The sequence below is a fragment of the Streptomyces sp. 7R007 genome (genome assembly GCF_054850255.1).
On sequence record NZ_JBTWMV010000010.1, the window covers coordinates 1 to 21,517 of the forward strand.

Genomic DNA, 21,517 nt, shown 5'->3' on the forward strand with positions numbered 1-21,517 from the left:
TCGTGGCTGGGGCGGTCGGCTCCGCGGCTTTACGGAGCCACTTTGGCGCGAGCCTCGCAGATCATGGCCCCAACGTCGTGCTTTACCGGACAGGTCCACTACCTGCCCGACGCGCCGGAAGCTTACGGGGCCATGATCACTCGCGCCAAAGCAGCGCCACCCCAAAGCCGCTACACCGACCTTTGGGTACCGTACTGACGGCACCGTGCGCTTGGACCTCAATTGTTCCTCAGGCTTGCATCATTCGCCGGTTGAGCCATTGGACTGCGAGGCATGCTGTGAGGCATGAGGGCGTGGGTGAAACCTGTAAGCACCGGGCTTCTGGCTGCCGCGGTCGTGCTGGGGTATGGACTCCTGCTGTGGAAAGGCCCGTGGTGGTTCGATAACAGCCATCTTCGGCATAAAGATCTTCAACCTGCAGACGGGGTTGTGATCACGGGATTTCGTACGACCGTTGTGGCGCTCGGCGCGGAGTAATTGCGGCACTGGGCCTTTACTACACTCACCGCAGCCACAAACACACTGAAAGGCTCTTTGGGCAGTCAGAAAAACTCTTTGAGCATACTCGCGAGAAGGACCGAGAATAAGCTCAGCTTACCCGCGAGGGGCAAGTAACTGACAGGTACGTAGAGGCGATCAAACTCCTTTCATCAGAGAATATGACGGTACGAATTGGCGGCATCTTTGCCCTTGAGCGCATCGCCAAAGAGTCGGAGGATTACAGGCCCACGGTGGTAGAGCTGCTCACGGCCCATGTGCGCGAAACCACTAGAGAAACTCCGCGCTCCCCTAAAGACACGCATGTCACGGCGGATGTTCAGGCCGCCCTCACCGTGCTCGGCCGCCGATCGGCCGCCCCGGACGACCGCAGATTGGACTTCTATCACTGCGGGCCGACTACCTCCACGAGCGGACCAAGAACGGGCTGCACTACGTCACCAAGCAGCTCGAAGGCCGCACCACCCTCCGCCAGCACCGAGAATTACTCGTTGACGCCGGTTGGCTCTTCCTCCTGAACGCGTGCGTCCAGTACGACCGGGGCCAGCGCGAGGCCGCCAACCTCAGCAAGGCCGCCGCACTCCGCATCGGTGAGGAAGCCGGACACGGCGAGATCAAAGCATGGGCATGGGAGATCCAGGCATGGTTCGCCCTCACCCAGAGCCGTTGGCAAGACATGCTCGCCGCCGTCGAGGCCGGACACATCGCCGACCAGACACACTCGGTCGGCGTACAGCTCTATGCCCACAAGGCCCGCGCCGCCGCCCGCATGGGAGACGCCCGCCTGGTCCGCGACTCCCTAGATGCCGGCCGAGCACGACTGGACCGCCTACCTCGCCCCGACCACCCCGAACACCACTTCATCATCGACCCCGACAAGTGGGACTTCTACGAGATGGACGCCTACCGCCTCCTCGGAGACGACGAGCGCGCCGCCGCCCACGCCCGGTCAGTGATCGAGATCAGCACCGGCCCCGACGGAACCGAGATCTCCCCCATGCGCGCCGCAGAAGCCCGCCTCACCCTCGGAGTAGCCGCAGCCCGCACCGGCGAGATAGAAGAAGCCATCGGCATGGGCACCACAGCTCTGGAAGCCAACCGCAGGTCCCTGCCGTCCCTGCTATTAGTCGCTGACGAGCTCGATAGAGAACTGCGCTCCCGTTACCCGCGTGAAGCCGCCACTCGGGACTTTCATGAGCGAGTCACGACCATAAAACGCGGGACTATCGGCCCAGACCTTCCATTCTAACCAGACCACAATAGAGCCATCGCGAAAATAATCACAGGCCGAACAATTATAGCAGAGTCCGCAACTTTATGGCACGAATCTAACGTCGCTGACTCCGTAGCCGAGGAGTCGCGAGATCACGTAATACGCGTCACCCACACTCAGGAACATTCGCCAATCACGGGTACCGTTGGCCACTTCCGGAATCTGAGCAAGCTGCTCAGAAAAGGCAGCACCAAACAATTCCGTGTCGAATGCCGACGACTCCGGGCAGTCAGCCACTTTCACATCAATAGCATCGCAATCAAGTGATGCATCAGGGACTGTCAAATATACTGCTTCGGAGTTGGCACCTTCGAGCCTCCTTCCCCCCTCACCGCTGCGGTAAAGCATGAATAGCGTCCTCTGCGGAGTGAGATCTACACTTCCGTATTGGCTCAACACTGCACCAAGCGCCTGAGCGTCAAAGAAAGTCCCCGCTGCTGAGGCCTGCAGAGTCTCACATAGATCGCCTTGAGCGGTCCTGATCTGCACGGCTGGCTGATAGCGATTATAGGCTTTCGCCTTATTCGCCAATTCTTCCAAAATCTTCTTAGGTTCGCCATACGTCGCACTCGCCGTCTGGATCGTTACATGATCAGCTCTCTCGCCTGATTTGAGATTTAGAGTTTCCTTCAGCGCCGCCCATCGGTATGGCCCCGTAAAGGAGAAATCAGAAAATGCCGAGGCAGGCAGCGAGATTACTCCGTCACCACGACCAGTTACCTCGACCAGCATTGCATGGCCGTCCGTCTCCATAACAATATAACTGATCGATTCCTCAAGGTTCAGTACACCTCTTTCTAGGCGATTCAGATTCGCGCGCACGTGCCGCAACAAGTCAGCTTTCTTGGTGACGTTTTGTAGATACGAAAGACCGTCTCGTTGCTTAAAGTGAAGACGTTCTAGCGCATTCAGGAAGCGGCCTGATCGGATCTTTTCCGCAGGGAGCTGTTGAACCCATTCCAAGTCGAGATGCAATCCCCAGTAATCACCTCCCACCAGGTTCAGGACCTCTGCACTGCGATTCGCCTGCTCTACATCGGGAAAGGTCGCATACGCATAGAAGGGTTGCTGCTCTACCAACGCTCGCAGGAAGACCGCATCTGTATAGGGCTTGATCAATCTTTGCGCCCGTGTGCACTCAGCAGAATATGCCCTTCTGCCGTCCACTATGGCTTTGAGCAGGTTCTGCTTTCCGATGCCATAGTTACAAGTTGCAAAACCTGCCACTCTCGGAGCGATCGCATGCTGAAAGATGACAGTCGCGAGCCGCGCCATTGGAAACCTGGGAAGCTCTGCGCCAGCACGACCGAGCGCAATAAAGTACGCCAGTTCAGTCAGCCTTGGAACTAGCACAGAAGCGTTCTCGTTCTGTGCTTCGAAAATAATCTCGACAGCAGACAAATCGTTGAGCGCGGAAGTGGCATTAATATCCGGCATGAATGCCTGACGCGAGTAGTCAAAAACCGAAGCACCCCATGCGGTAGGCGTCTCGGGCGATGGACCCTCGTTGACCGGTTCGGCTAGCTCAAGCAGCGCACCCAGTAGCGCAATTTCATCAAGCTTTGCTCTGCAGAGATAACTTGCCCGAGAGTCTTCTTGAATCTTGCTGCTGGCCGTGCCGATAAAAGCAAGGTTCACAAGTAGTTCGGTATTTCCGGTATCTCTAAAAAGGGATAGGATTACGTCAACAGCACGATCAGCCACATCTTGCTTGGTCTGAGCTGACAGACTTTCCCAAATACATCGTCGGCGCGCCTCGTGGAACCATGGGACTCCACCGACCTCTGTTGCGAAGATTCGAGATTGCTGCAACCTGGCCTGGATTCCCTCCCACTGCACTCCACTCATTCCGCCCTCTAGGACTTCCCTGATCAACTGCTCATGAGGCGGAGGTTCAATAAATGCTGACAGCTTCCGAGCAGCTGCCGCCGCATCTGGGTCCAGATCATTCAGGCTATCCAGAGTATTGAGTCGGAAGTTCTCTTTCGGCGCGACGTCCCCGATGCGTCGTTTCGCCAAAGCTTGGCCAATTGCACCGCTCACGTACAGCGGATAACCGCGCGTGGAGACATATACACGATTGTGCAGTGAAGCCGGCACGCCTTCTGCTTGGCACCAGGACCTGACGACGTCTTCGTCTAGCCCTGTCAGGGAGATCTGAGTAACGCCTCCCGACCGAAGAAGCTTTATCCTTCGCCGATGCTCCTCACTCGAATCCTGGTGTTCGACTCTCACGACAACATTTTCGGGCAACATCAAGGAAATGTCCGCAAGTTGCCTCAGGTCATCATCGGACAGATTCTGTGCATTTTCGAAAAATAGATAGAGTGTCGAGTCCCGCTTAAGTGACGCAACATCGCCAGCGATATCAATGACCGCTTGCAAGGCATCACCATCAATTTTGGTATTCAACACCGCAAGCAGGGACTCGCTATTGTCTACCGAGACATCGGCAAAAAATTCACCGAGCGCCTGCCCAGTGTCACTACCTAGACGCTCCTTTACAATAGTGAGCAGTTCCTTGGCAACAGCCAGAGCGAAATCCTTGCGCCGAGACCCGAGAGCCGCGCGAGTTCGAATCGCGAATTGCTCGCCTAGTTTTGCCGCCATGCCCCTCTCTGCTATCAGGCCTGATGTAATTGAAGTCAGTTGACTGAGAATAGCGGCCTGAAGGCCTCCCGTTCGGTGCGGGAGCCTTGTAACTTGCTCACTGACAAGGTGCTGTGTTCTTACTGCATCTCGACAAACTGCCAGCAGAGCACTCTTACCGATGCCTTCGTCGCCTGTTACGACCGCAACCGGAGTCTGGCGATCAAGAAGTCCATTGAGGCTGTCTTCGCGTCCGTAGAATCCGTTCACGGTGCCGCTTACCTCTCATACTCCAGGTGGCGATCTATTGTTTGGTTATGGGCCTAAGAGAGAACCACTCGATTCGGCCCAAAATAGCTTCTGACACTTTCAGGCTGCGCTGTCCTGATCCAAATTGGCGCTCCGATGAGGATGCGATCAGCACCGCTCATATCAAGGTCGTGGTTCCATCGAGAGCGAGTCAAGGTTACATCTTTATAGATCAAGGCTGCGTATTCGCATGAGTCAGCGCCTCCGATCGTGAAAGCGCGTGTCTCAGGTCGCCCCTCGTGTTCAGACTCATTCACGTAGACGCCTTGGTATAGGGCGATCTTCAATGCTTCCAGTGCAAGTGACTCGTCATCGTACCCCTCAGAGTTCACCGAGCCTCGGGATGAGATGAGTTCTCCGATCGCGGGAGCCGCCGATGACGTCCAACCGCCAACTTCGTCCTCAGTAGTAATGTAGCCTTTCAAATTTTTCATACCGCCGAATAGGCAGAGATCCACACGGCGCCCCCGCTTGGTAACTGTACGCGTGTGAACTACGCATGTATCCCGAAGGACAGCGGGGTCTCCTCCGTACCCCCACCACTGGAATTTCGCCACCTCTACATGCCCATTACCGCGAACGAGCTGGAGCGGGCCGGAGTCATCGAAATTAGAGACTAGTTGAGATCCGAGCTTCTTTGTAATCTTATTAGCGATCTCAAAACTGGTCCTCGTTGGACGGTCTTTCCCGCTCAACTCGACACCCACTCCGCTCACGCCAAGCTTTACTGCTGATTTTATAGACGAGTCGAATCGGATACCGTTGGAATCGACCACTTCTTCGACTAGTCGGTCAGACCAGTAGACGAACCTGCCCGCGGACTTCATGGGCATCCTTAGCCTCCTCCAAGATCCTGGGCCCTGGACTACAGGCCACTCGGTGGGAGACGACACCGCTACCCCACCGGTTCCGGTATTGGGTTGTGAACAGGCAATGTGTCGTACCACGTCAGCCAGCTGATCACTGATGCATGCAGTCAGACAAGTTTCCGTTTGTAGATCGACTCACGTCCAGGAGTCTCACAGTGCCTCTTCCGAGGGCGTGACCGGCGTGCCAGACTTACGGCATGGAGGCAAAACAGACCACGGGAAGTTGATCCAGGCGTCGGTGCGCTTCCAGACGTACTCGCACTTCACCAGCGAGTGCGACTTCTCGTAGATCACCGCGCTGCGGACTTCGGCGACCGTGTCGAGGCAGAAGTCGCGGACGAGTTTGAGGGTCTTGCCCGTGTCGGCGACGTCGTCGGTGATGAGGACCTTCTTGTCGGAGAAGTCGATGACGTTCGGCACGGGGGCGAGCATGACGGGCATCTCCAGGGTGGTGCCCACGCCCGTGTAGAACTCGACGTTCACCAGGTGGAGGTTCTTGCAGTCGAGGGCGTAGGCGAGTCCGCCGGCCACGAAGACGCCGCCGCGGGCGATGCTGAGGACGATGTCGGGCTCGTAGCCGTCGTCGGCGATGGTCTGCGCGAGTTCGCGCACGGCGGTGCCGAACGCCTCGTAGGTGAGGTTCTCGCGTGCGTCCGCGGCGCTCATACCTGCGTCCTGTGGAAATTGAGGTAGGACCGGGAGGCGGTGGGCCCGCGCTGCCCCTGGTACCGGGATCCGTAGCGCTCGCTGCCGTACGGGAACTCGGCCGGCGAGGAGAGCCGGAACATGCACAGCTGCCCGATCTTCATGCCGGGCCACAGCTTGATGGGGAGCGTGGCGAGGTTGGACAGCTCCAGGGTGACGTGCCCGGAGAAGCCGGGGTCGATGAAGCCGGCGGTGGAGTGGGTGACGAGCCCGAGCCGCCCGAGCGAGCTCTTGCCCTCCAGGCGGGAGGCGAGGTCGTCGGGAAGCGTGATGACCTCGTACGTGCTGGCCAGCACGAACTCACCGGGGTGGAGGATGAACGGCTCGTCCCCCTCCGGCTCGACGAGCCGCGTGAGGTCGGCCTGCTCCACGGACGGGTCGATGTGGGGGTACCGGTGATTCTCGAACACCCGGAAATAGCGGTCCAGCCGCACGTCGACACTCGACGGCTGAATCATGGATGGATCGTAGGGATCGATCACCACCCGCCCGGCGTCGATCTCGGCCCGGATGTCCTTGTCTGAGAGAAGCACGCCCCGAGGATACGCACGGCGCGCGGACCGCCCACAATCGGACGCCGCGCGCCTGCGACCACTGAACCTGTTCCCTACCGCTTCTCAAGGGTGACCGGCACGACGCTGCGCAGCCGGGCACACCGTGGACACCTCATCAGGCGGCCGGGGCCGAGTCGCTCGGCCTGCTGCATCGGGAACGAAGCGGTGCTGAACACGTGCCCATCGGCACAACGGACGACGGTGCGCTCCATCAAGTCCCTTTGTCCCTTCCCCAAGAGCCGCGTCCGGCTGCTGCTCGCCGGACGACAAATGCCACATTACGGGATCAACGGAACGACTCTCCAGGCGGCACTCCGACCCCACCCGGACCCTCTCCCACCCCTCCACCGTACGCCCCAACTCCGGCCCCCCGCAGCCCCGTCCCATCCCTCAAACGCACTCAGGCCCCACGGCTTCAGCGCCGGGGGCCTGGCATGGGGTAAGGTAACGTTGCGTTCGGACACCGACCTTGTCGGCGTCTTACGCGGGTGTAGTTTAATGGTAGAACATCAGCTTCCCAAGCTGAGAGCGCGAGTTCGATTCTCGTCACCCGCTCCATGATTAAGGCCCAGGTCAGAGACCCGGGCCTTTTTGCTGTCCGCTGTGATCAGTGGTCGCGTGCCAGATTCGTGCCAGAACGCTGATCGTCCGGCTTGTCCGGCGGATCATCTGGCACGGCCGCAGCTTCCTGGCGTGCCTTGCGTACCGTCGCGTCGAGTCCGGCAGCAACTTCCTGCTGTCGTTCGTCGTCCGAGTGCTGGTAGATCAGCGCGGCTTTCTCCGAGGACTGCCCGGCGCGGACCATCGTGTCCTTCAGAGTGGCGCCGGACCGGGTGGACAGGGTGTGCCCGGTGTGCCGGAGATCGTAGAACCGGAAGCCCTCGGGCATGCCGACGATCTCGCGCGCCTTACGCCACTTCCGCCCGAAGGTGCTGCGCCGGAACGGTGCGCCCTTCTCGCCGACGAAGAGCAGACCGTCAGGCCCCGGCTCGGCGTAGCTCTCCAGATGCCAGCGGAGCTCCCGACGGAGGAACGCGGGAAGAATCACAGTCCGGGTACCGGCCTCCGACTTGGTGTCGCCCCGGACCCGGCGCCCGTTCATCCGCTCCGGTTCGGCGAGGCGGACGCGGATGCGCAGGTTGTCGAGGTCGACGTCTCGGCGGCGGAGGCCGGCCAGCTCTTCCGGCCGCATCGGACCATAGGCGCCGAGGTAGACCATCAGGCGCCACCGCATCCCCACAGCGTTGGCGAGCGCGTCGACCTGGGTGACGGTGGCAATGCGCCGCTCGGCCGCCTTCTCCTTACCGGCCCCCTTGATCCGGCAAGGATTGCGCGTGATCAGCTCGTCATCCACGGCGGTTTCCATGATGGCTTTCAGGAGCCGGTACGCCTTGGCCGTGATCGTCTTGGCGCCTGTGATCCGCAGCCGTTCGGCCCGCCACTCGCGGACGCGCGGTGCGGTGATCTCGTCCAAGTCCAATTCGGCCAAGGCGAACAGGTGCTTGTCGAGCAGATAGCGGTAGAGGTCCCGGGACAGTGGCGCCAACTCCCGTTCCTCGACCCACTTGTCGGCGTAAGCGCGAAAGCTCACCGCTCCGGCCTCCGGGTCACGCCACTCGCCACGGCGGATCTCCGTCTGCTTCTCGGCAAGCCAGTCGTCCGCGTCCGCCGTCGTCTCGAAGGTGACCGGAGCCGGACGCATCACGCCGTCGGGCCCCGGATAGCGTGCCTGGTACCGGCCGGAGGGAAGCCGTCTGATCGCCCCGAAGCGGCGCCGCCTGCCCTTGTTGTTGGCCATCAGGCAGCCCTCCCGTAGCGCGGCCGGGGTCGCCTCAGCGGCTCCACCGTGCGGGACCGGATGAACTCCTCGACCGCGCTTTCCGGTATGCGCACGTGCCGGCCGACCTTCACGTACCGGATGCGTCGTTCCTCGATCAGCCGCCGGGGGAAGCGGGTAGTCGTGCTGAGCAACTCGGCGACCTGGTCGACGGACAGGTAGCGGTCGGTCATGCGGTGGGCTCTCCTTCCGTTCCGAGGGCGGGTTCGAGAGATGCGGCAAGCCAGGCTTCGGCGTCCGAGAGGCCGGTACCGGCGAAGACCCAGTGCGCGAGGACGTACGTCGTGTCCGATTCGGGACCGTTGGCCGCTGCGGCTTGGGCTCGGCGCCATTCGGCACGGGCATCGCGGAGAGCGCCGAGCGTGGTGGAGTAGCGCCGGGACTTGGTGGAGAAGTGGCCGCGGAAGCCGAGCATGTGGGCCCAAGCCCGCAGGCGAAGGTGTTCCAGTTCCTTCCGTGCGCCGAGAGTCCACGCGGTACGGATCAGGCGGCGGGCGTGGTCGCTGATGTCGAGCTGGGCGAGTTCGGCGGCGAACTTCAGGGGCCGGTCGAGGGCACCGGTCGCGGTCTCGGCGCCCTTGGTGGCGTACTTGGCGATATACGCAGCGACCGCGCGCTCGGTCAGTTCCTGGCCGTCGTTGAACTCGGCGGATCGGATGGTGCGGACGTCGAGTTGGTGGCCGAAGGTGAAGGTGTGGGTGCGCCCGTCGATGACCGGGCCGTCCACGCGGACCTTGGCTACGGCAGCGCGGATGGCGTCGGTGAGCAGCTCGGCCGTGGCCCAGGGCGGAGGCGGGGTGTCGCCACCGCTGGGGCCGTCGATGCGGATGACTGCGTGGAAGTGGACGGCGCCCCGCTTCTGGTACTCGGCGACCTTGGCGAAGGACACGCGCCCGTGTTCGCGGAACCGGCGCTGAGACAGGCCCGCACGCTTGGCGACCTCCCGGCGCAAGTAGGTCGAGAAGCGTCGCCAGAGCTGACCGGCGTGTGCATTCCACAGCACGGCCGCTTCGTAGTCGTACGTGTCCGGGGCAAGCGGGGTGCCAAGCGCGTCGTCGTCCTGGTCGTGTGTGACGCCGCAGCGGCAGGGGCGGACCCTTCCGGCTTGGCCGGTGGGACGGTTGTGGACCGGGCCGAAGCTCGGCGCGGTGAAGGTGGCGAACACGCGCGGGTGGGCGGCGACGTGTTCCGGGACGCCCTTGCCGCCGCGTAGGCCCGAGGTGATCAGGTGGAAGGTGTCCCGGCGGTAGACCTCCGCGCAGGCCGGGCACCGCGTCATGCGGCGGTTGTTGCAGCGGACCAGGAGCTGCCCGGCCGGGAGGCTGGTCGAGTCGAGGTGGTGGAGGACTCGGCCAATCTCGCCGGTCGTTGTGTCGATGTCGTACTCGGTGCGGTGGCCGTCGAGCCGGATCGGGTGGGTGCAGCCGCCGAGGCCGGAGAGTTGGTGGACGATACCCGGCAACGTGCCGTCCGTGGCCAGGTTCGCGAGTTCCGGCAGTGGGGGCGGGGTGGTGCGGGTGAAGATGGCGTTCTCCTTCTGGCTGATCTGGTCAGGGAGGACAGGCCCCGGGGCGGCGGATGCTTGGCCGTGTCGCGCCGCCCCGGAGGCCGGGCGCAGTTCAGCGCCGGTTGTGTTCGCGGAGCAGCGAGCGCAGGACCACGGCGGCGATGGCCACGGAGATGGCCGAGACGGCGACGGCCGCCAAGAGCGCGGTGAGGACCACGCCACCCGTGATCACGGCCACTACGGCTCCCGTACTAATCGAGACCTGCGGGAGCGAGCGCGTTACGGGCGCCGGATCAGCCGGTATGTGGGTGTGTGCGGCCGGCGGAGTCTGGTTGTCGGGGTACTTGGGCAGGAACACGGCGCGGATCTCCTTATCTACTCGTCTATACATGCGAGCCGTTTATGACGTCCACGCCGGAACGCGTGCCGGATTCGATGGCCGGGGCGAGGAAGGTGTGCGAGAGCCAGAACCCGAAGAGGGCGATCAGGACGACGATCCATGTGCGGACGCCGAGGAACTTGACCGCGCCCCAGGCGAAGAAGCCGAGGACGACGACGAGCGGCAGGCTGACGGTCACGGTTGGCGGAGTCCTTTCAGCGAACGGGGCAGCGGTGGGTACGGGCCGCCAGCTCGGCGGCGGCACGGCTGTCGTAGTCGGCGGAGAAACCGCAGCGCGGGGCGGTGCAGGCGGCGGTGTGCTTCTCGCGGCCCCGGCCGTCGTACGAGGTGCCGACCTGGACGGGGCCGATGCGTGTGACGTGCCGGAATCGACGGTTCGCGGTCATACGGATCTCCTCTCCTCTCAGAGGCGGGCGGCGATGGCTTCGGCCATGGCTGCCGGGACGCCGAGCCGTGCGCGGAGGGTTGGGGTGTCGATGGGAGTTCCGGTGCGGGTCTGGTGGTCGGCGGCGACCTTGCGAGCGTGTTCGACGAGGGCGGCCGGGACGGGTACATAAGGGGGTTCCGGCGCTGCCTCGATGACGGGGTGGGCGGGCGGTGCCTCGGGCGCAGGTTCGGGCGCGTCCTCCTGGTCCTCGACGGCCTCAACGCCGTCGTCGTCCTCGTCAGTTGCTGATGGTGTGGAGTGGGCGAGGAGCGTCCCACCGAGAAAGGCGACTGCGGGCCAGCCTGCGACGAGGATGCGCAGCCAGGCCGGCACCTGGTTCATGTCGAGCAGTCCGGCGGTGGCTACGTTCGCGCCGAGGGACGCGGTGAGCGCGATGACGAACCAGCACCACCCGGCCGCTTTTGCCTCGCCGGACCGCAGTCGACGCCAGGCGGCGACGAGCAGCAGGTCGACGCTGACCGGGTAGGCCCACGCTTTCCAACCGTCCTGTCCGGCCGCCGAGGCGATGTCGTGGAGGTGGGCGAAGGACAGCGCGGCAGCGATGAGCGCCTGGATGAGCACCGCGTCGACACGGGCCAGGTGGGCGCGCATGGTGCGGCTCCTTTTCGGATTCAGACATGGGAGGGGTAGGGAGTTGGCGTGAGGTGGCCACGCCGACGGGTCGGGGAAGTCAGTCGGTCACGGCTGGAAGGGCTTCAGCGCAGGCAGGTCGGGCACCAGGTGTGCCGAGGCCCGGCAGGTCTCGGCGGCATCGCCGAGGGAGAGGTACGGCGTGCGGATGCGGGACCAGCCGCCGGAGGTGTCGCCAGCAACGGCCAGGCCGGGACGCTCGGGAGCGATGGCGCAGGCAGCCAAGACCGCCTCGGGGGCGATGTCGCCGAGGGCCATCTTGGCGGACGCTTCGTCGTTGACCCGGTGGCAGACACGGCCGGTGAGCTGCGCCCGGAGCATGGTGGCCCCCTTGCCCAGTTCGGCGCCGAACCGCTGCCCGCACACCTCCAGGTAGATCCCGGCGGCACGGCCGAGTTGGGCGAGTCGGATGAGCTGGGTGACCATCTCGTCGCGGCGTTCCTCGTCCTTGCGCGTGGCGACGAGGAAGAGTTCGGCGACTTCATCGACGAACAGCACGACAGGCACAGGCCGTTCGTCTTCTGGCAGTCCCCAGATGTCGGAGGTGATCTCCTCATCGGGGGTGCTGGGGGCGATGCCCTGCGTGCCTTGATCAGGTCGTAGCGGTCCTCCATTTCCTTGACGAGCACGGGCAGCAGGTCGGCCGCCTGTTCCGGGTCGGTGGCGAGCGCCGAGAGCCGGGGCGCGAAGGGCGCCAGTTCCACCCCTCGCTTGCAGTCGATACCGACCAGGGCGACGGGCTGTCGAGCGAGGCCGGTGATCAAGTGGCGCAAGTACATGGACTTGCCTGACAGCGTTGCACCGAGGGTGAGTTGGTGCGGGATGGTGCGGTAGTCGCGTACGAAGGGTGTGGCGTCCTCCCGCAGCGCAACCGGCACCCGGAGGAGCCCGCCCGCGACTTTGCGAGGCATTCGTACCTTCCGAAGCACATCGAAGCCGACCACCCGCAGCTCAACCACGCCCGGCTTGAGCGTGGTGACGTACACGGCGTGAACGCCCCAGGCATGCCGCAGCCGCTCGGCCGAGACAGCGACGTCAGCGGGTTCCTGCCCAGGGGCGAGCCGGAGGCGGAGGCGCAGCCCGGTCGACGTGGGCCGAATGATCCCCCGACGCGGCGGAACAGGCCGAACCTCACGCCGGGTGGTCGCCTTGACCGCGAGGACCCGAAGCCGGGACGGCGCGACGGTCAGGCCACACGCTTCCATGACCGAGCCGTACGTGCTGAGCAGCCGGACTGTGGATACCGGCATGCCGACTGTGGACCAGTACGCCGCCGGATGCTTGGCCCTGGCGTAGGCGGCCCCGCCGCCAAGCGCGGCGACAGGACCACCCACCTCCAGAAGCGTCGCTATGTCGCTCATCAGGCGGCGGCCTCCGTGGAGGCCGGGAACGCGGCCGGGGTGACGGCGGCTGCACGGTAGGCGATGCCGTGACGCTGCTGACCGTTGAACACGCTCTCCCAGGGCCGGGCAACCAGCCCAGGCAGCGAGACCGGCGCCCCGAGGGCGAGCCCCTCGGAGATGCCGCCCTCCGGGACGGTGACCTTGATCAGCGATGACTCGCCGTCCTCGATGTAGACGACGCCGATGGTCATCAGCGCTTCACCGCTGTTGGCGTCCTTTGCGATCTCTCCGGTCTGGCGGTCGCGGACCTTGGGCTCAGGAGCCTCGGTCAGCAGGATCGTGGCGCCGGAGGTCTCAACGCGGATGGTACGCAAGGGATTCTTCCTATCTACTCGTCTATACATGATGCGTCCCGCGAACCCGATCTCCCGGGATCGCATGGAACCACGTTGCCACACAACTTGCCCACTCGTCTATACGAGTATGCCTGTTGGGGTGTACGAGTTCGGGAAAGCGTCCCCGCGCACCACCGCAAACCATGACGATCAGGTCGCCGGAAGCTGATACGACAGCACGTACGCGTCCGCTGCCATCACCGTGTCGCAGACCTCCACGGCCCGCCCTTCCGTGTCGAAGGCGGTCCGGATCAGGTGAATGACCGGCACGCCGGAGGCCAGCCGGAGCGTCTTCACCTCCGCGGGCGAGGGCATCCGGGCGCGGATCTCCTCCTCGAAGTGGTCGAGGCGGTGGCCCAGCTCTTCGAGACGGGCGTAGATGCCACCAGGGCCGGGGTTCGGCTCGGCGATGGGCGTACCGCGAGCAATGTCGAGCGGCAGATAGGACGTGGCGAACTCCACGGGCCGCCCGTCCAGCAGATACCGGCGCCGACGAGCCAGCACGCGCCGTACAGACCCGAGCCGGGCGGAGACGTCCTGGCTCGCCTTCTCTTCCTTGACCTCCAGGCTGTCGACCTGCGGGTGGCTGCCGGCCGCGTCCGCTTCGACGATGAAGGCGGACTTGCCCTGCTCCCGGTGCCGCCGGGCAAACCGGTCAGAGGCGAGCCGCCGCACGGGAGGCCGGGGCCGCACGAAGACGCCCTTACCGTGTTCGGCGTGCACGAGCCCTTCCCCTTGGAGGATGGAGAAGGAGTTTCGAACCGTCATACGGGATACCCCGTAATGCTCGACAAGGTCAGCCTCGGAGGGCAGCTTGTCGCCCTCTCTGAATCGCCCACGGTCGATGGCCTCACGCAACTGGTCGGCGATCTGCCGGAAGACCGCACGATCGCTCGTGGGGTCGAGATCACCGAGGAGGCCCGAAGGAAGAGCAGGGCTCACGTGTGTACTCCTTTAGGTATCTAGACGAGTGGGCGAGTCTTGTTGCTACGGTGGAGAGCCTAGCCAGCCGAGAGGGCCGAGGAACGTGAGCACTGAACGCCCGCACTCCGTGAGCGTCGCCGGGGTCGTCGTCGACACCCACGGCCGGGCCCTCCTGATCCAGCGCCGTGACAACGGCAAGTGGGAACCGCCGGGCGGAATCCTCGAACGCGAGGAGACCATCCCCGAGGCCCTCCAGCGCGAAGTCCTCGAAGAGACCGGCATCAAGATCGCACTTCCTGCGACCCTGACCGGCGTCTACAAGAACATGACGGGCTTGATCGTCTCTCTGGTCTTCCGCTGCGAAGCCGCCGACGGCACGCCGACCACCGGAAGCGAAACCCGCGCACTGCGCTGGGCCACCCGCGAAGAAGTATCCGAGCTCGCCGACGAGGCGTACGCGATCCGCGTCTTGGACGCAATGGACGCGGCGTCTCCGCCTGCCATTCGCGCCCACGACGGCGTGAAACTCGTCTAGCCCGAACCCGCTGCACATGGCGGCCTACCAGCACGAAGGAACTTGTATGCACGAGTATACGAGTAGCGCCCGGGTCTGGGGGCTCACTTGCCCAGGATTCCCGGAAGAGGTCAGCCGGGCCCGCCGATGGACCCGCGACATCCTGCGCGGATCACCATTAGCGGAGGACGCCGAGCTGATCGTGAGCGAGCTGAGCGCGAACGCGATCCTGCACACGGCCAGCGGCGCGGAGTCGGGCAGCTTCCACCTGGCACTCGCCGTCTCCCCGCAGGTGATCGCCCTGTCGGTCACAGACGACGGAGGTACCGGCACGGCCCCGAAGGTCGAGCACCAGGACCAGGACGCCGAGCACGGCCGCGGTTTTGGCATGGTGAGCGTCATCGCGCACCGGGTCGTGGTCCACGAGACCGACGGCGGCCACACGGTTACCGCGGAGCTCTTCGCGGACTGGCGCCCTGGAGGCCACCGGTGTTGATGGACATGCCGCAGCGGGGCTACTGGTGCGAGTGCTGGACCGAGGACCTGGACGAGCAGCGACGGCCGGCACTCCTGGCATCGATCGACGCGTACTCGGCGGCACAGGCCGACAACTGGGTGGCAGTCACGCTGCGCACGATCACACCCGCGCTGGACGCGGAAGCCTCCGACGAGGCGTGGGACTGGCTATACGAGGGCCGCACCGAGACACGACGAGCCCTCCTGCGGTCCGAGCCCTGCACCGTGTCCATCACCCAGGCCCGCACCCGGATCACGTGGACGATCCGGCCGGTGCTCTTCGTGCCGCTCGCACACCGCAGCGGCGCCGAACTTCCAGCCTGCGCGTACGACTTCAAGCCCCACGCTGCCGACTGAGTTACAACTTTCTCTACTGGTTCAAGGCGGCTCGCTCCGCTCACCGCGCGCGGCCCGGCCCCCGGCCGGGCCTGCGCTCCTGTCTCCGCCCCGCTCCAGCCCGGCCGGCGCCCGTGCCGCGCGCACAGCAATCAGCCACTTGCCGTAGGAGGGGTACGTCGTGGCTGGGGCGGCTGGCTCCACGACTTTAGCCAGCCACTTTGGCGCGAGCCTCGAAGATCATGGCCCCAACGTCGTGCTTCACCGGGCAGCTCCAAAGACTGCCCGACGCGCCGGAAGCTTACGGGGCCATGATCACTCGCGCCAAAGCAGCTCCAGGCCAAAGTCGTTCCACCAGCCGCGATGTGTGTGCTGGTCAACGCGGCACCACCTCAAGCTATCGATCAGGTACGAAACGCTCCGAAGCGCCCACATAGCGGCTCAACCCGGCTAGCATCCCGCTCACTCATATCGCTCGTTTGGGGAGGGCGGTACAGTGGAAACTGTACGACGGACAACGTGCGCAGACTGCAGCAGGATCAGCTACGAGCGAGGGACGGCACTCATGATCGAAGCTGCACGAACGACAGAAGGGAGATTCGAAGCCGACGAGTTCATCGCCGACTTAGAGAAAAACGCTAAGCGGAAGGGCAACCTGCAAAGACTCGCAGACATTGCAATACGCTTGGAAGAGTTTGCCGAAAGAGGAACCCTTCGCGTCCCACTGCAACTAAACCATCTTCGTGGCGAGATCTATGAAATCAAGGCCGGGGATGTAAGGCTTCCCTTTTTTTACTGCACTCACTTCATAGGCAAAACTGCGCGCTTGACTCACGGCTTCCTGAAGAAATCACAGAAGACGCCTCGCAAGCATATCGACAAGGCTCTCTGGGTCATGAAGGAGGATACAGCGCAATGAAGAACTTGTATGAGCGGCTCGCTTCAACCGAAGAAGGCGCCCGCGCTCTTGCTGCGGCCCGACTACGGTACGAAGTTCTCGCCACTATTCATGACAGCCTGACAGACTCCAGGATGACTCAGGCCGAGCTTGCCCGCAGGCTTGGGATTCGAAAATCTGCCGTCAACCAGGTTGTACACGGGGATGGTAATATGCGCATCTCCACACTCGCCGAATACCTTCACACCCTGGGCTACGAGCTCTCCCTAGAGCGAGTCGAAGCAGGCACGGCGCGAAATAAGGTAGTCGCCAATCGCCCTCACGAAGAATGCGAAGAAGAGGGTGACCAAGAGCGAGTCACTTGGGCAGAAGTTGTGGAGCTTGCGGTCGTACGCAAGGAGAATACCCCTGCCGAGGAGAGGGAGCCAGAAGAACCCTTTCCATGGGAAAGTATCGACGATTCCGTGATCGAATACCGCACGGTACAGGCGCAGTGATATGGCAGAGTTGACGCACAAAGAAGACGTAGCAGCCGACCCTAAATGGCTGCATGAAAACGCTCACTTGTGCCAGGTTGCAACCAGGCGCCTGAGCGGCGAGAGAGAGCGCCCCGGACGGACAGCCGAGTGGGAAATTTCGATCAAACGATCTTTCGGGTTTAGCAAGGACCATATCCACATCTGGCTATCCTGCACCGCTACGGCGCGCGGGAAGTCCGAAAAGACGCTCGGTCAAATCGAGGCCATTGTCGTGGGAAATTACCGAATTGGCCCTGATCACCCTCAAATCCCGGCGGCACACGCAATGAAATTTGGGGATGAAATCGGCGTTCCTGACGTCTTCCCTTATCTTCGGCAGGCCGTGGATCTGATGGCCATGCAAATTGGAATGGGCAGGGTCAAGCTCGATCGCCCAGAGTCGGGAAAGGCCGTCGCTTCACGCCCGGCGACATCCCCCGCAGGAAGCAGCCCACGGGATTAGACAGAGCGTCTCGCTTTGAGTTCCATCCTGTTTTACCCATGGCGGCATCGTGCTATCAGGGATCTTGCCCAATCCCCTGATAGCACACCGTCGATATCGCGTAAGCGGCATAACGCCTCACCCGCGCAATGCCCTGACGCGTGGCCACAGATCGCGCTAGGCCTGACCCGGAAGGGCCATCTGTGCCAGACCCGTGCCAGATCGTGCGGGGAACCACGGGGAACACCGGGGAACCAGGCGACCGCCCGCCAGGCTCCGAGGCCGCCCCACCGCAGGTCAGCTCCGAAGCAAGCCCCAGATACCCTTAGCTTCCCAAGCTGAGAGCGCGAGTTCGATTCTCGTCACCCGCTCCATGAAGAAGGCCCAGGTCATCGACCCGGGCCTCTTTGCTGTGCGCGGTGACCGTCTGCTGTTCCGGGACGGTCTCGGCATCCTGGCATGCCTTCCGTACTGTGGCGTCGGGGGCGGCTGCGACTTGCTGCTCTCCGTCGGTGTCCCCTTCTTCCCCACCAAGAGCAACCCGTCAAGCCGGGGTCGGCGTACGGCTCCAGGTGCCGGCGGAGGAACGCGGGAAGAAGGTGGACTGGTTGTTCGCGCACATGGACCAGGTCGCGAACGCCCATGTCGCCGGCCTGTTCTTCGGTCCAGGGCAGCAGGAACAGACCACGGTCGAGTCCGACGGCGGAAACCTGATCAGCAAGACGATCGCCTATCACAACTCGGGCGGCACAGCGCTCAAGTAGGCGAGTGCCGGCGCCGGTGATGGACTTGACCCACCGGGCAGTTGGGAGTGCCGGACGGCGGCATGTCCTTCTGGCACAGCAGGCGTTGATCCGGACCCGGTTGCCTGCCAGTCGCCATCAGGCGCACGAAGGTTGCCGCGATCGATGGAGGAATCCTCACGGCCGCCGTCACCGTCCTCACCCGGTTCCACGGCGACCCGCTGGCCCTTGCCGCACAGCGGCGTTCACCGGGCCGGGACGAACCCTCCTCGGACCGACGCGGGGCCGCCCGAACCCCGCGCGTCGACGCGGTAGCCGTCGCCCGTGGCGGTGCGCTCGCCGGTGCCGTTGTTGAACTGGACGGCGAACTCATGGCTCCCGGTCGGCACGGTCAGGCCCGGCTTGAGGACCCAGCGGTAGACCAGTGTGCCGCCGGCCTCCTCGGTGGTGACGGTGAAGTCGGCACTCGGCAGGGTCTGCCAGGTGCCGGTGTTCTTCACCCCGCCGGTCTGCACGATCCGGATCTCCACGGTGAGCGAGGTGAGCGGCTGGGTCGTCTTGAGGACGAGGTTGCTCTGCGTCCAGTAGACGGTGCTGTGCGGATCCAGCGAGCCGGCCGACCACAGCGCCCCGTTCTGGCCCTCGTCGGCGGACGGTGACGGAGTGGCGGCCGGCGGAGTCCGGCGCGAGCTGCCCGGGGTGGTGGCCGGGGCCGGCGCGACAGGGGTGGGGCGGGCCGATGTCGGGTGCGGGGAACTGACAGTCGGGGACGGGGTGGCAGGCGTGGTCACGGTGGGCGACGTCGACGAGTGCGCGACGATGGCGGCGACGGCGAGGCCACCGGTCGCCAGGATGCCGGTGGCGGCGAGCCCGGCGAGGGCGACCCTGGTCCCGGACCTCGCGAACGGCCTGGCGCGGTGACGGACGGCGGGGCCGGCCATGCCGCGTTGCACCCGGGCCAGCATCCTCGCGCGGTCGGGCCGGTGGGCCTCGGCGGCCTCGCGCAGCCGACGAGCGATCTCCTCGTTCACCGGGTCCTCCTCTCTGCGACCAGGTCCCCGACGGCTCGCGCGCCCAGCAGCCTTTTCAGCTCCGCCATTCCCTTCGCGGTCTGGCTCTTGACCGTACCGACCGATATGCCCAGCGCTGCCGCCGTGTCCTTCTCCGACAGGTCGAAGGCGTGCCGCAGCACCACGCAGGCGCGCTTGCGGAACGGCAGCCGGGCGAGCGCCGCACGGACGTCCAGCACGGCCGCCATGTCCGGCCCCTCCACCTTCTCGGGGCTGCGGGACCAGAACAGCGTGATCCGGAGTCGTTCGCGCACCGCGCTGCGGATCCGTCCCCGCGCCAGGTTGGCCACCACACCGCGGGCATAGGCGAGCGGGTGGTCGGCCTGCCGCAACCGGTCCCAGCGCTGCCACAGGGCGACCAGGGCGTCCGCCGCGAGGTCGTCCGCCGCGTCGGCCTCGCCGGTCAGGAGGTATGCCAGACGGGCGAGTTCGGCATGGTGGCGTTCGAAGAATTCGTGGAACTCCGCGGACGCGTCATCGAGGAGCATCCCCGCCCTCTCCTGGCAATGATGTGCGCGTTAGTTGCGCGTTTAACAATGGGGGCGCAGCCTAACAGTGCTCAGCCCGGGTCGCCCGGGTCCCGAGCAGCGGTCGTGCGCCCGCCGCAGCCGGTGCCATCGGTGGACAGGGAGCAGCTGTGGTCGGTGCGGGACAGCCGCCGGGGCCGGCTGTGCGGACCAGCACGTAGGCCCCGCACGCCTTGGCCGACTCGTATGCGGTGACGTTCATCGCCGCGTCCATCTGGTCGTCGGGCGGCCCGTACAGTCTGGAGCCGCTGCCGCGTGACGGCCGTTCTGGTCCGTCCGGCCAGGGCCGCCGCCCGCCGCCGACCCGGGACCGGACGGGGCGGCACCGTCCAGGGGCGCGATGGGGCAGACCCTCGCTCACGTGGCCGTCGATGCTCGGCTCGGTCCAGGATCTCCGCATGCTGCACGCTCAGGAGGAACCAGTGTCACACCCGCGACCGCTCACCCCTGAGGAGGAGCTCGCCGACGCGAAGAAGCGGCTGGGGCTTCCGCGTATCGTCGTGATCTGCGGCTCCACCCGCTTCATGACCGAGATGAGCGAGGCCGATCTGCGGGAGACCAGAGACGGGAAGATCGTCGTCAAACCGGGCTGTGACATGAAGTCGCCGCACGAACTGTGGTCCGATTCCGTCGAGGCCGAGGCCCTGAAGGTTCGGCTCGACGATCTGCACCGGGCGAAGATCCGGCTCGCCGACGAGGTGCTCGTGGTCGGCGACTACATCGGAGACAGCACCCGGGCCGAGATCGCCTACGCCCGGTCGCTGGGCAAGCCCGTGCGGTTCACGCACCCCGAAGTCGACCCGGACAGGCGCTTCAGTGGCACGGCCCCGAAGCCGGCAAGTGAGTCGACGGGGGGAGCGGCTTCGGGGTGCGCGTAGGTCGTCGTCTTCGGCGACGGCACGAGCCCTCCCCCGCCCCTCACACCACCGTCAGGCCGTCACCAGTCGGTGGCGTCGTTCATCGACTGCTGCCAGTACGTGACCTTGAGGGAGTCGTCGATGTAGACGCCCTGCGCGGGCAGCGGCGGGGTGGCCGCCTTGCCGACGCTTCCGCTGAGGGAGCGGCCGGAGAAGTAGACGGTCAGCGTCTTCACCGTGCGGCCGTTCGTTCCGCTGCCGTCGGCGCTGGAGAGGTTCACGGAGGCGTAGCCGGACTCGCCGGGCTTCAGGGTCACGACCGCCTGCGGCTTGGAGTCCTCGATGGCCGGGGGCACGGACTGCGCGTCGGTGAAGCGGACGGCCGGGTAGCCGTAGAGGTAGCAGCTCCTGCTGCCGGTGTTCGTCACCGTGAGCAGCATGTGGTTCACGGGGCGGTTCAACGGGGCCGCCACCGTCCTGGTGTTGGACCCCTCGCACGTGACCGGGGTGCCGGAGGCGGCCGGGTCGGTCGTCTTCTTCGCGCCCGTGGCGGACTGGGCTCCGGATGAACCGTTCGAAGAGCCCGAAGGGTTCGAGGGGTTCGAAGTGGCCTCGGGGTCCGGAGAGTTCGAGGTGCTTGCGGAAGGGCTCGTCTTCGGGGTGGACGTGGGCTCCGTCTGCGTCGCGGGGCCCTCGGAGCGGGCGCCCGTTCCGTCGTTGCACGCCGTCAGGGAGAGCGCGGCGAGCACCGTGGTCGCGGCTGCGGCGGCGAGGCGGATGCGGGAGGTACGGAGGTTCGACATGGACGTGCCCCT

General features: G+C 64.6%; 23 protein-coding genes, 1 tRNA gene and 1 pseudogene. 9 read left to right on the plus strand and 16 right to left on the minus strand.

Annotation, left to right across the window (positions count from 1 at the left end; all coding sequences use genetic code 11):
- Positions 1–1,174 precede the first annotated feature (1,174 nt).
- The gene (locus ACYF6T_RS15300; RefSeq protein WP_461696695.1) at positions 1,175–1,747 is read left to right on the plus strand and encodes a hypothetical protein; all 573 of its coding nucleotides are present in this window, start codon (positions 1,175–1,177) and stop codon (positions 1,745–1,747) included.
- 66 nt (positions 1,748–1,813) lie between these two features.
- Here the strand turns inward: ACYF6T_RS15300 and ACYF6T_RS15305 are convergent, their stop codons facing one another.
- The 3 genes from ACYF6T_RS15305 to dcd all read right to left on the minus strand — a co-directional run bounded on the left by ACYF6T_RS15305 (position 1,814) and on the right by dcd (position 6,776).
- Positions 1,814–4,630, minus strand: a complete 2,817-nt coding sequence (locus tag ACYF6T_RS15305) for a hypothetical protein (RefSeq protein ID WP_461696696.1) — start codon at positions 4,628–4,630, stop codon at positions 1,814–1,816.
- A gap of 1,058 nt (positions 4,631–5,688) precedes the next feature.
- Positions 5,689–6,204, minus strand: a complete 516-nt coding sequence (locus ACYF6T_RS15310; protein ID WP_461696698.1) for a phosphoribosyltransferase — start codon at positions 6,202–6,204, stop codon at positions 5,689–5,691.
- Positions 6,201–6,776 (minus strand): dCTP deaminase, encoded by a 576-nt coding sequence (gene dcd / locus ACYF6T_RS15315; RefSeq protein ID WP_461696699.1) that lies wholly within the window; start codon positions 6,774–6,776, stop codon positions 6,201–6,203. The genes ACYF6T_RS15310 and dcd overlap by 4 nt, the downstream gene beginning before the upstream one ends.
- Before the next feature lie 505 nt (positions 6,777–7,281).
- Between dcd and ACYF6T_RS15320 the strand changes: the two genes are divergently transcribed.
- A tRNA-Gly gene (locus ACYF6T_RS15320) sits at positions 7,282–7,355 on the plus strand.
- A 49-nt stretch (positions 7,356–7,404) separates the two neighbouring features.
- Here ACYF6T_RS15320 and ACYF6T_RS15325 read toward each other — a convergent pair.
- The 10 genes and pseudogenes from ACYF6T_RS15325 to ACYF6T_RS15370 all read right to left on the minus strand — a co-directional run bounded on the left by ACYF6T_RS15325 (position 7,405) and on the right by ACYF6T_RS15370 (position 14,299).
- Positions 7,405–8,595, minus strand: coding sequence for a tyrosine-type recombinase/integrase (locus ACYF6T_RS15325; RefSeq protein WP_461696701.1), 1,191 nt, complete (start codon positions 8,593–8,595; stop codon positions 7,405–7,407).
- Positions 8,595–8,807, minus strand: coding sequence for an excisionase family DNA-binding protein (locus ACYF6T_RS15330; RefSeq protein WP_461696703.1), 213 nt, complete (start codon positions 8,805–8,807; stop codon positions 8,595–8,597). The genes ACYF6T_RS15325 and ACYF6T_RS15330 overlap by 1 nt, the downstream gene beginning before the upstream one ends.
- Positions 8,804–10,114 carry a replication initiator gene (locus ACYF6T_RS15335; protein ID WP_461697106.1) on the minus strand — a complete coding sequence of 437 codons (1,311 nt, stop codon included), beginning with the start codon at positions 10,112–10,114 and terminating at the stop codon, positions 8,804–8,806. The genes ACYF6T_RS15330 and ACYF6T_RS15335 overlap by 4 nt, the downstream gene beginning before the upstream one ends.
- Before the next feature lie 139 nt (positions 10,115–10,253).
- Positions 10,254–10,499 carry a SpdD protein gene (locus ACYF6T_RS15340; protein ID WP_461696704.1) on the minus strand — a complete coding sequence of 82 codons (246 nt, stop codon included), beginning with the start codon at positions 10,497–10,499 and terminating at the stop codon, positions 10,254–10,256.
- Between the two features lie 25 nt (positions 10,500–10,524).
- The gene (locus ACYF6T_RS15345; RefSeq protein WP_461696705.1) at positions 10,525–10,719 is read right to left on the minus strand and encodes a hypothetical protein; all 195 of its coding nucleotides are present in this window, start codon (positions 10,717–10,719) and stop codon (positions 10,525–10,527) included.
- A 16-nt stretch (positions 10,720–10,735) separates the two neighbouring features.
- Positions 10,736–10,927, minus strand: a complete 192-nt coding sequence (locus tag ACYF6T_RS15350) for a mobile element transfer protein (protein WP_461696707.1) — start codon at positions 10,925–10,927, stop codon at positions 10,736–10,738.
- Positions 10,928–10,944: 17 nt separating this feature from the next.
- Complete coding sequence (locus ACYF6T_RS15355) at positions 10,945–11,580, minus strand: DUF2637 domain-containing protein (RefSeq protein WP_461696709.1); 636 nt, start codon at positions 11,578–11,580, stop codon at positions 10,945–10,947.
- Between the two features lie 87 nt (positions 11,581–11,667).
- Positions 11,668–12,980, minus strand: a pseudogene (locus tag ACYF6T_RS15360) (FtsK/SpoIIIE domain-containing protein).
- Positions 12,980–13,336 (minus strand): SCO3933 family regulatory protein, encoded by a 357-nt coding sequence (locus tag ACYF6T_RS15365; RefSeq protein WP_461696711.1) that lies wholly within the window; start codon positions 13,334–13,336, stop codon positions 12,980–12,982. Before ACYF6T_RS15365 ends, ACYF6T_RS15360 begins: the two are co-directional and overlap by 1 nt.
- A gap of 171 nt (positions 13,337–13,507) precedes the next feature.
- Positions 13,508–14,299: a GntR family transcriptional regulator gene (locus tag ACYF6T_RS15370; RefSeq protein WP_461696713.1), complete on the minus strand. Its 792-nt coding sequence runs from the start codon at positions 14,297–14,299 to the stop codon at positions 13,508–13,510.
- 109 nt (positions 14,300–14,408) lie between these two features.
- On the opposite strand from ACYF6T_RS15370, the gene ACYF6T_RS15375 reads away from it, so the two are divergent.
- From ACYF6T_RS15375 to ACYF6T_RS15400, 6 genes are all read left to right on the plus strand, one after another.
- Entirely contained in the window at positions 14,409–14,816 is a 408-nt protein-coding gene (locus ACYF6T_RS15375) for an NUDIX hydrolase (RefSeq protein WP_461696714.1), read from the plus strand.
- 46 nt (positions 14,817–14,862) lie between these two features.
- Positions 14,863–15,291 carry an ATP-binding protein gene (locus ACYF6T_RS15380; RefSeq protein ID WP_461696715.1) on the plus strand — a complete coding sequence of 143 codons (429 nt, stop codon included), beginning with the start codon at positions 14,863–14,865 and terminating at the stop codon, positions 15,289–15,291.
- Complete coding sequence (locus ACYF6T_RS15385) at positions 15,291–15,668, plus strand: hypothetical protein (RefSeq protein WP_461696717.1); 378 nt, start codon at positions 15,291–15,293, stop codon at positions 15,666–15,668. Before ACYF6T_RS15380 ends, ACYF6T_RS15385 begins: the two co-directional genes overlap by 1 nt.
- Positions 15,669–16,212: 544 nt before the next feature.
- Complete coding sequence (locus ACYF6T_RS15390) at positions 16,213–16,566, plus strand: type II toxin-antitoxin system RelE/ParE family toxin (RefSeq protein ID WP_461696719.1); 354 nt, start codon at positions 16,213–16,215, stop codon at positions 16,564–16,566.
- Positions 16,563–17,042, plus strand: coding sequence for a helix-turn-helix domain-containing protein (locus tag ACYF6T_RS15395; RefSeq protein ID WP_461696721.1), 480 nt, complete (start codon positions 16,563–16,565; stop codon positions 17,040–17,042). Before ACYF6T_RS15390 ends, ACYF6T_RS15395 begins: the two co-directional genes overlap by 4 nt.
- A gap of 1,062 nt (positions 17,043–18,104) precedes the next feature.
- Positions 18,105–18,269: a hypothetical protein gene (locus tag ACYF6T_RS15400; protein WP_461696722.1), complete on the plus strand. Its 165-nt coding sequence runs from the start codon at positions 18,105–18,107 to the stop codon at positions 18,267–18,269.
- Positions 18,270–18,493: 224 nt separating this feature from the next.
- Here ACYF6T_RS15400 and ACYF6T_RS15405 read toward each other — a convergent pair whose 3' ends face one another.
- Together ACYF6T_RS15405 and ACYF6T_RS15410 are read right to left on the minus strand one after the other, a co-directional pair.
- The gene (locus tag ACYF6T_RS15405) at positions 18,494–19,279 is read right to left on the minus strand and encodes a hypothetical protein (protein ID WP_461696724.1); all 786 of its coding nucleotides are present in this window, start codon (positions 19,277–19,279) and stop codon (positions 18,494–18,496) included.
- A complete protein-coding gene (locus ACYF6T_RS15410; RefSeq protein WP_461696726.1) occupies positions 19,276–19,806 on the minus strand; it encodes a SigE family RNA polymerase sigma factor in 531 nt (176 codons plus the stop codon). The genes ACYF6T_RS15405 and ACYF6T_RS15410 overlap by 4 nt, the downstream gene beginning before the upstream one ends.
- 437 nt (positions 19,807–20,243) lie before the next feature.
- Between ACYF6T_RS15410 and ACYF6T_RS15415 the strand changes: the two genes are divergently transcribed.
- The gene (locus tag ACYF6T_RS15415; RefSeq protein WP_461696728.1) at positions 20,244–20,723 is read left to right on the plus strand and encodes a hypothetical protein; all 480 of its coding nucleotides are present in this window, start codon (positions 20,244–20,246) and stop codon (positions 20,721–20,723) included.
- A 59-nt stretch (positions 20,724–20,782) separates the two neighbouring features.
- Here ACYF6T_RS15415 and ACYF6T_RS15420 read toward each other — a convergent pair whose 3' ends face one another.
- Positions 20,783–21,505 carry a DUF4232 domain-containing protein gene (locus tag ACYF6T_RS15420; RefSeq protein WP_461696729.1) on the minus strand — a complete coding sequence of 241 codons (723 nt, stop codon included), beginning with the start codon at positions 21,503–21,505 and terminating at the stop codon, positions 20,783–20,785.
- Positions 21,506–21,517 lie beyond the last annotated feature (12 nt).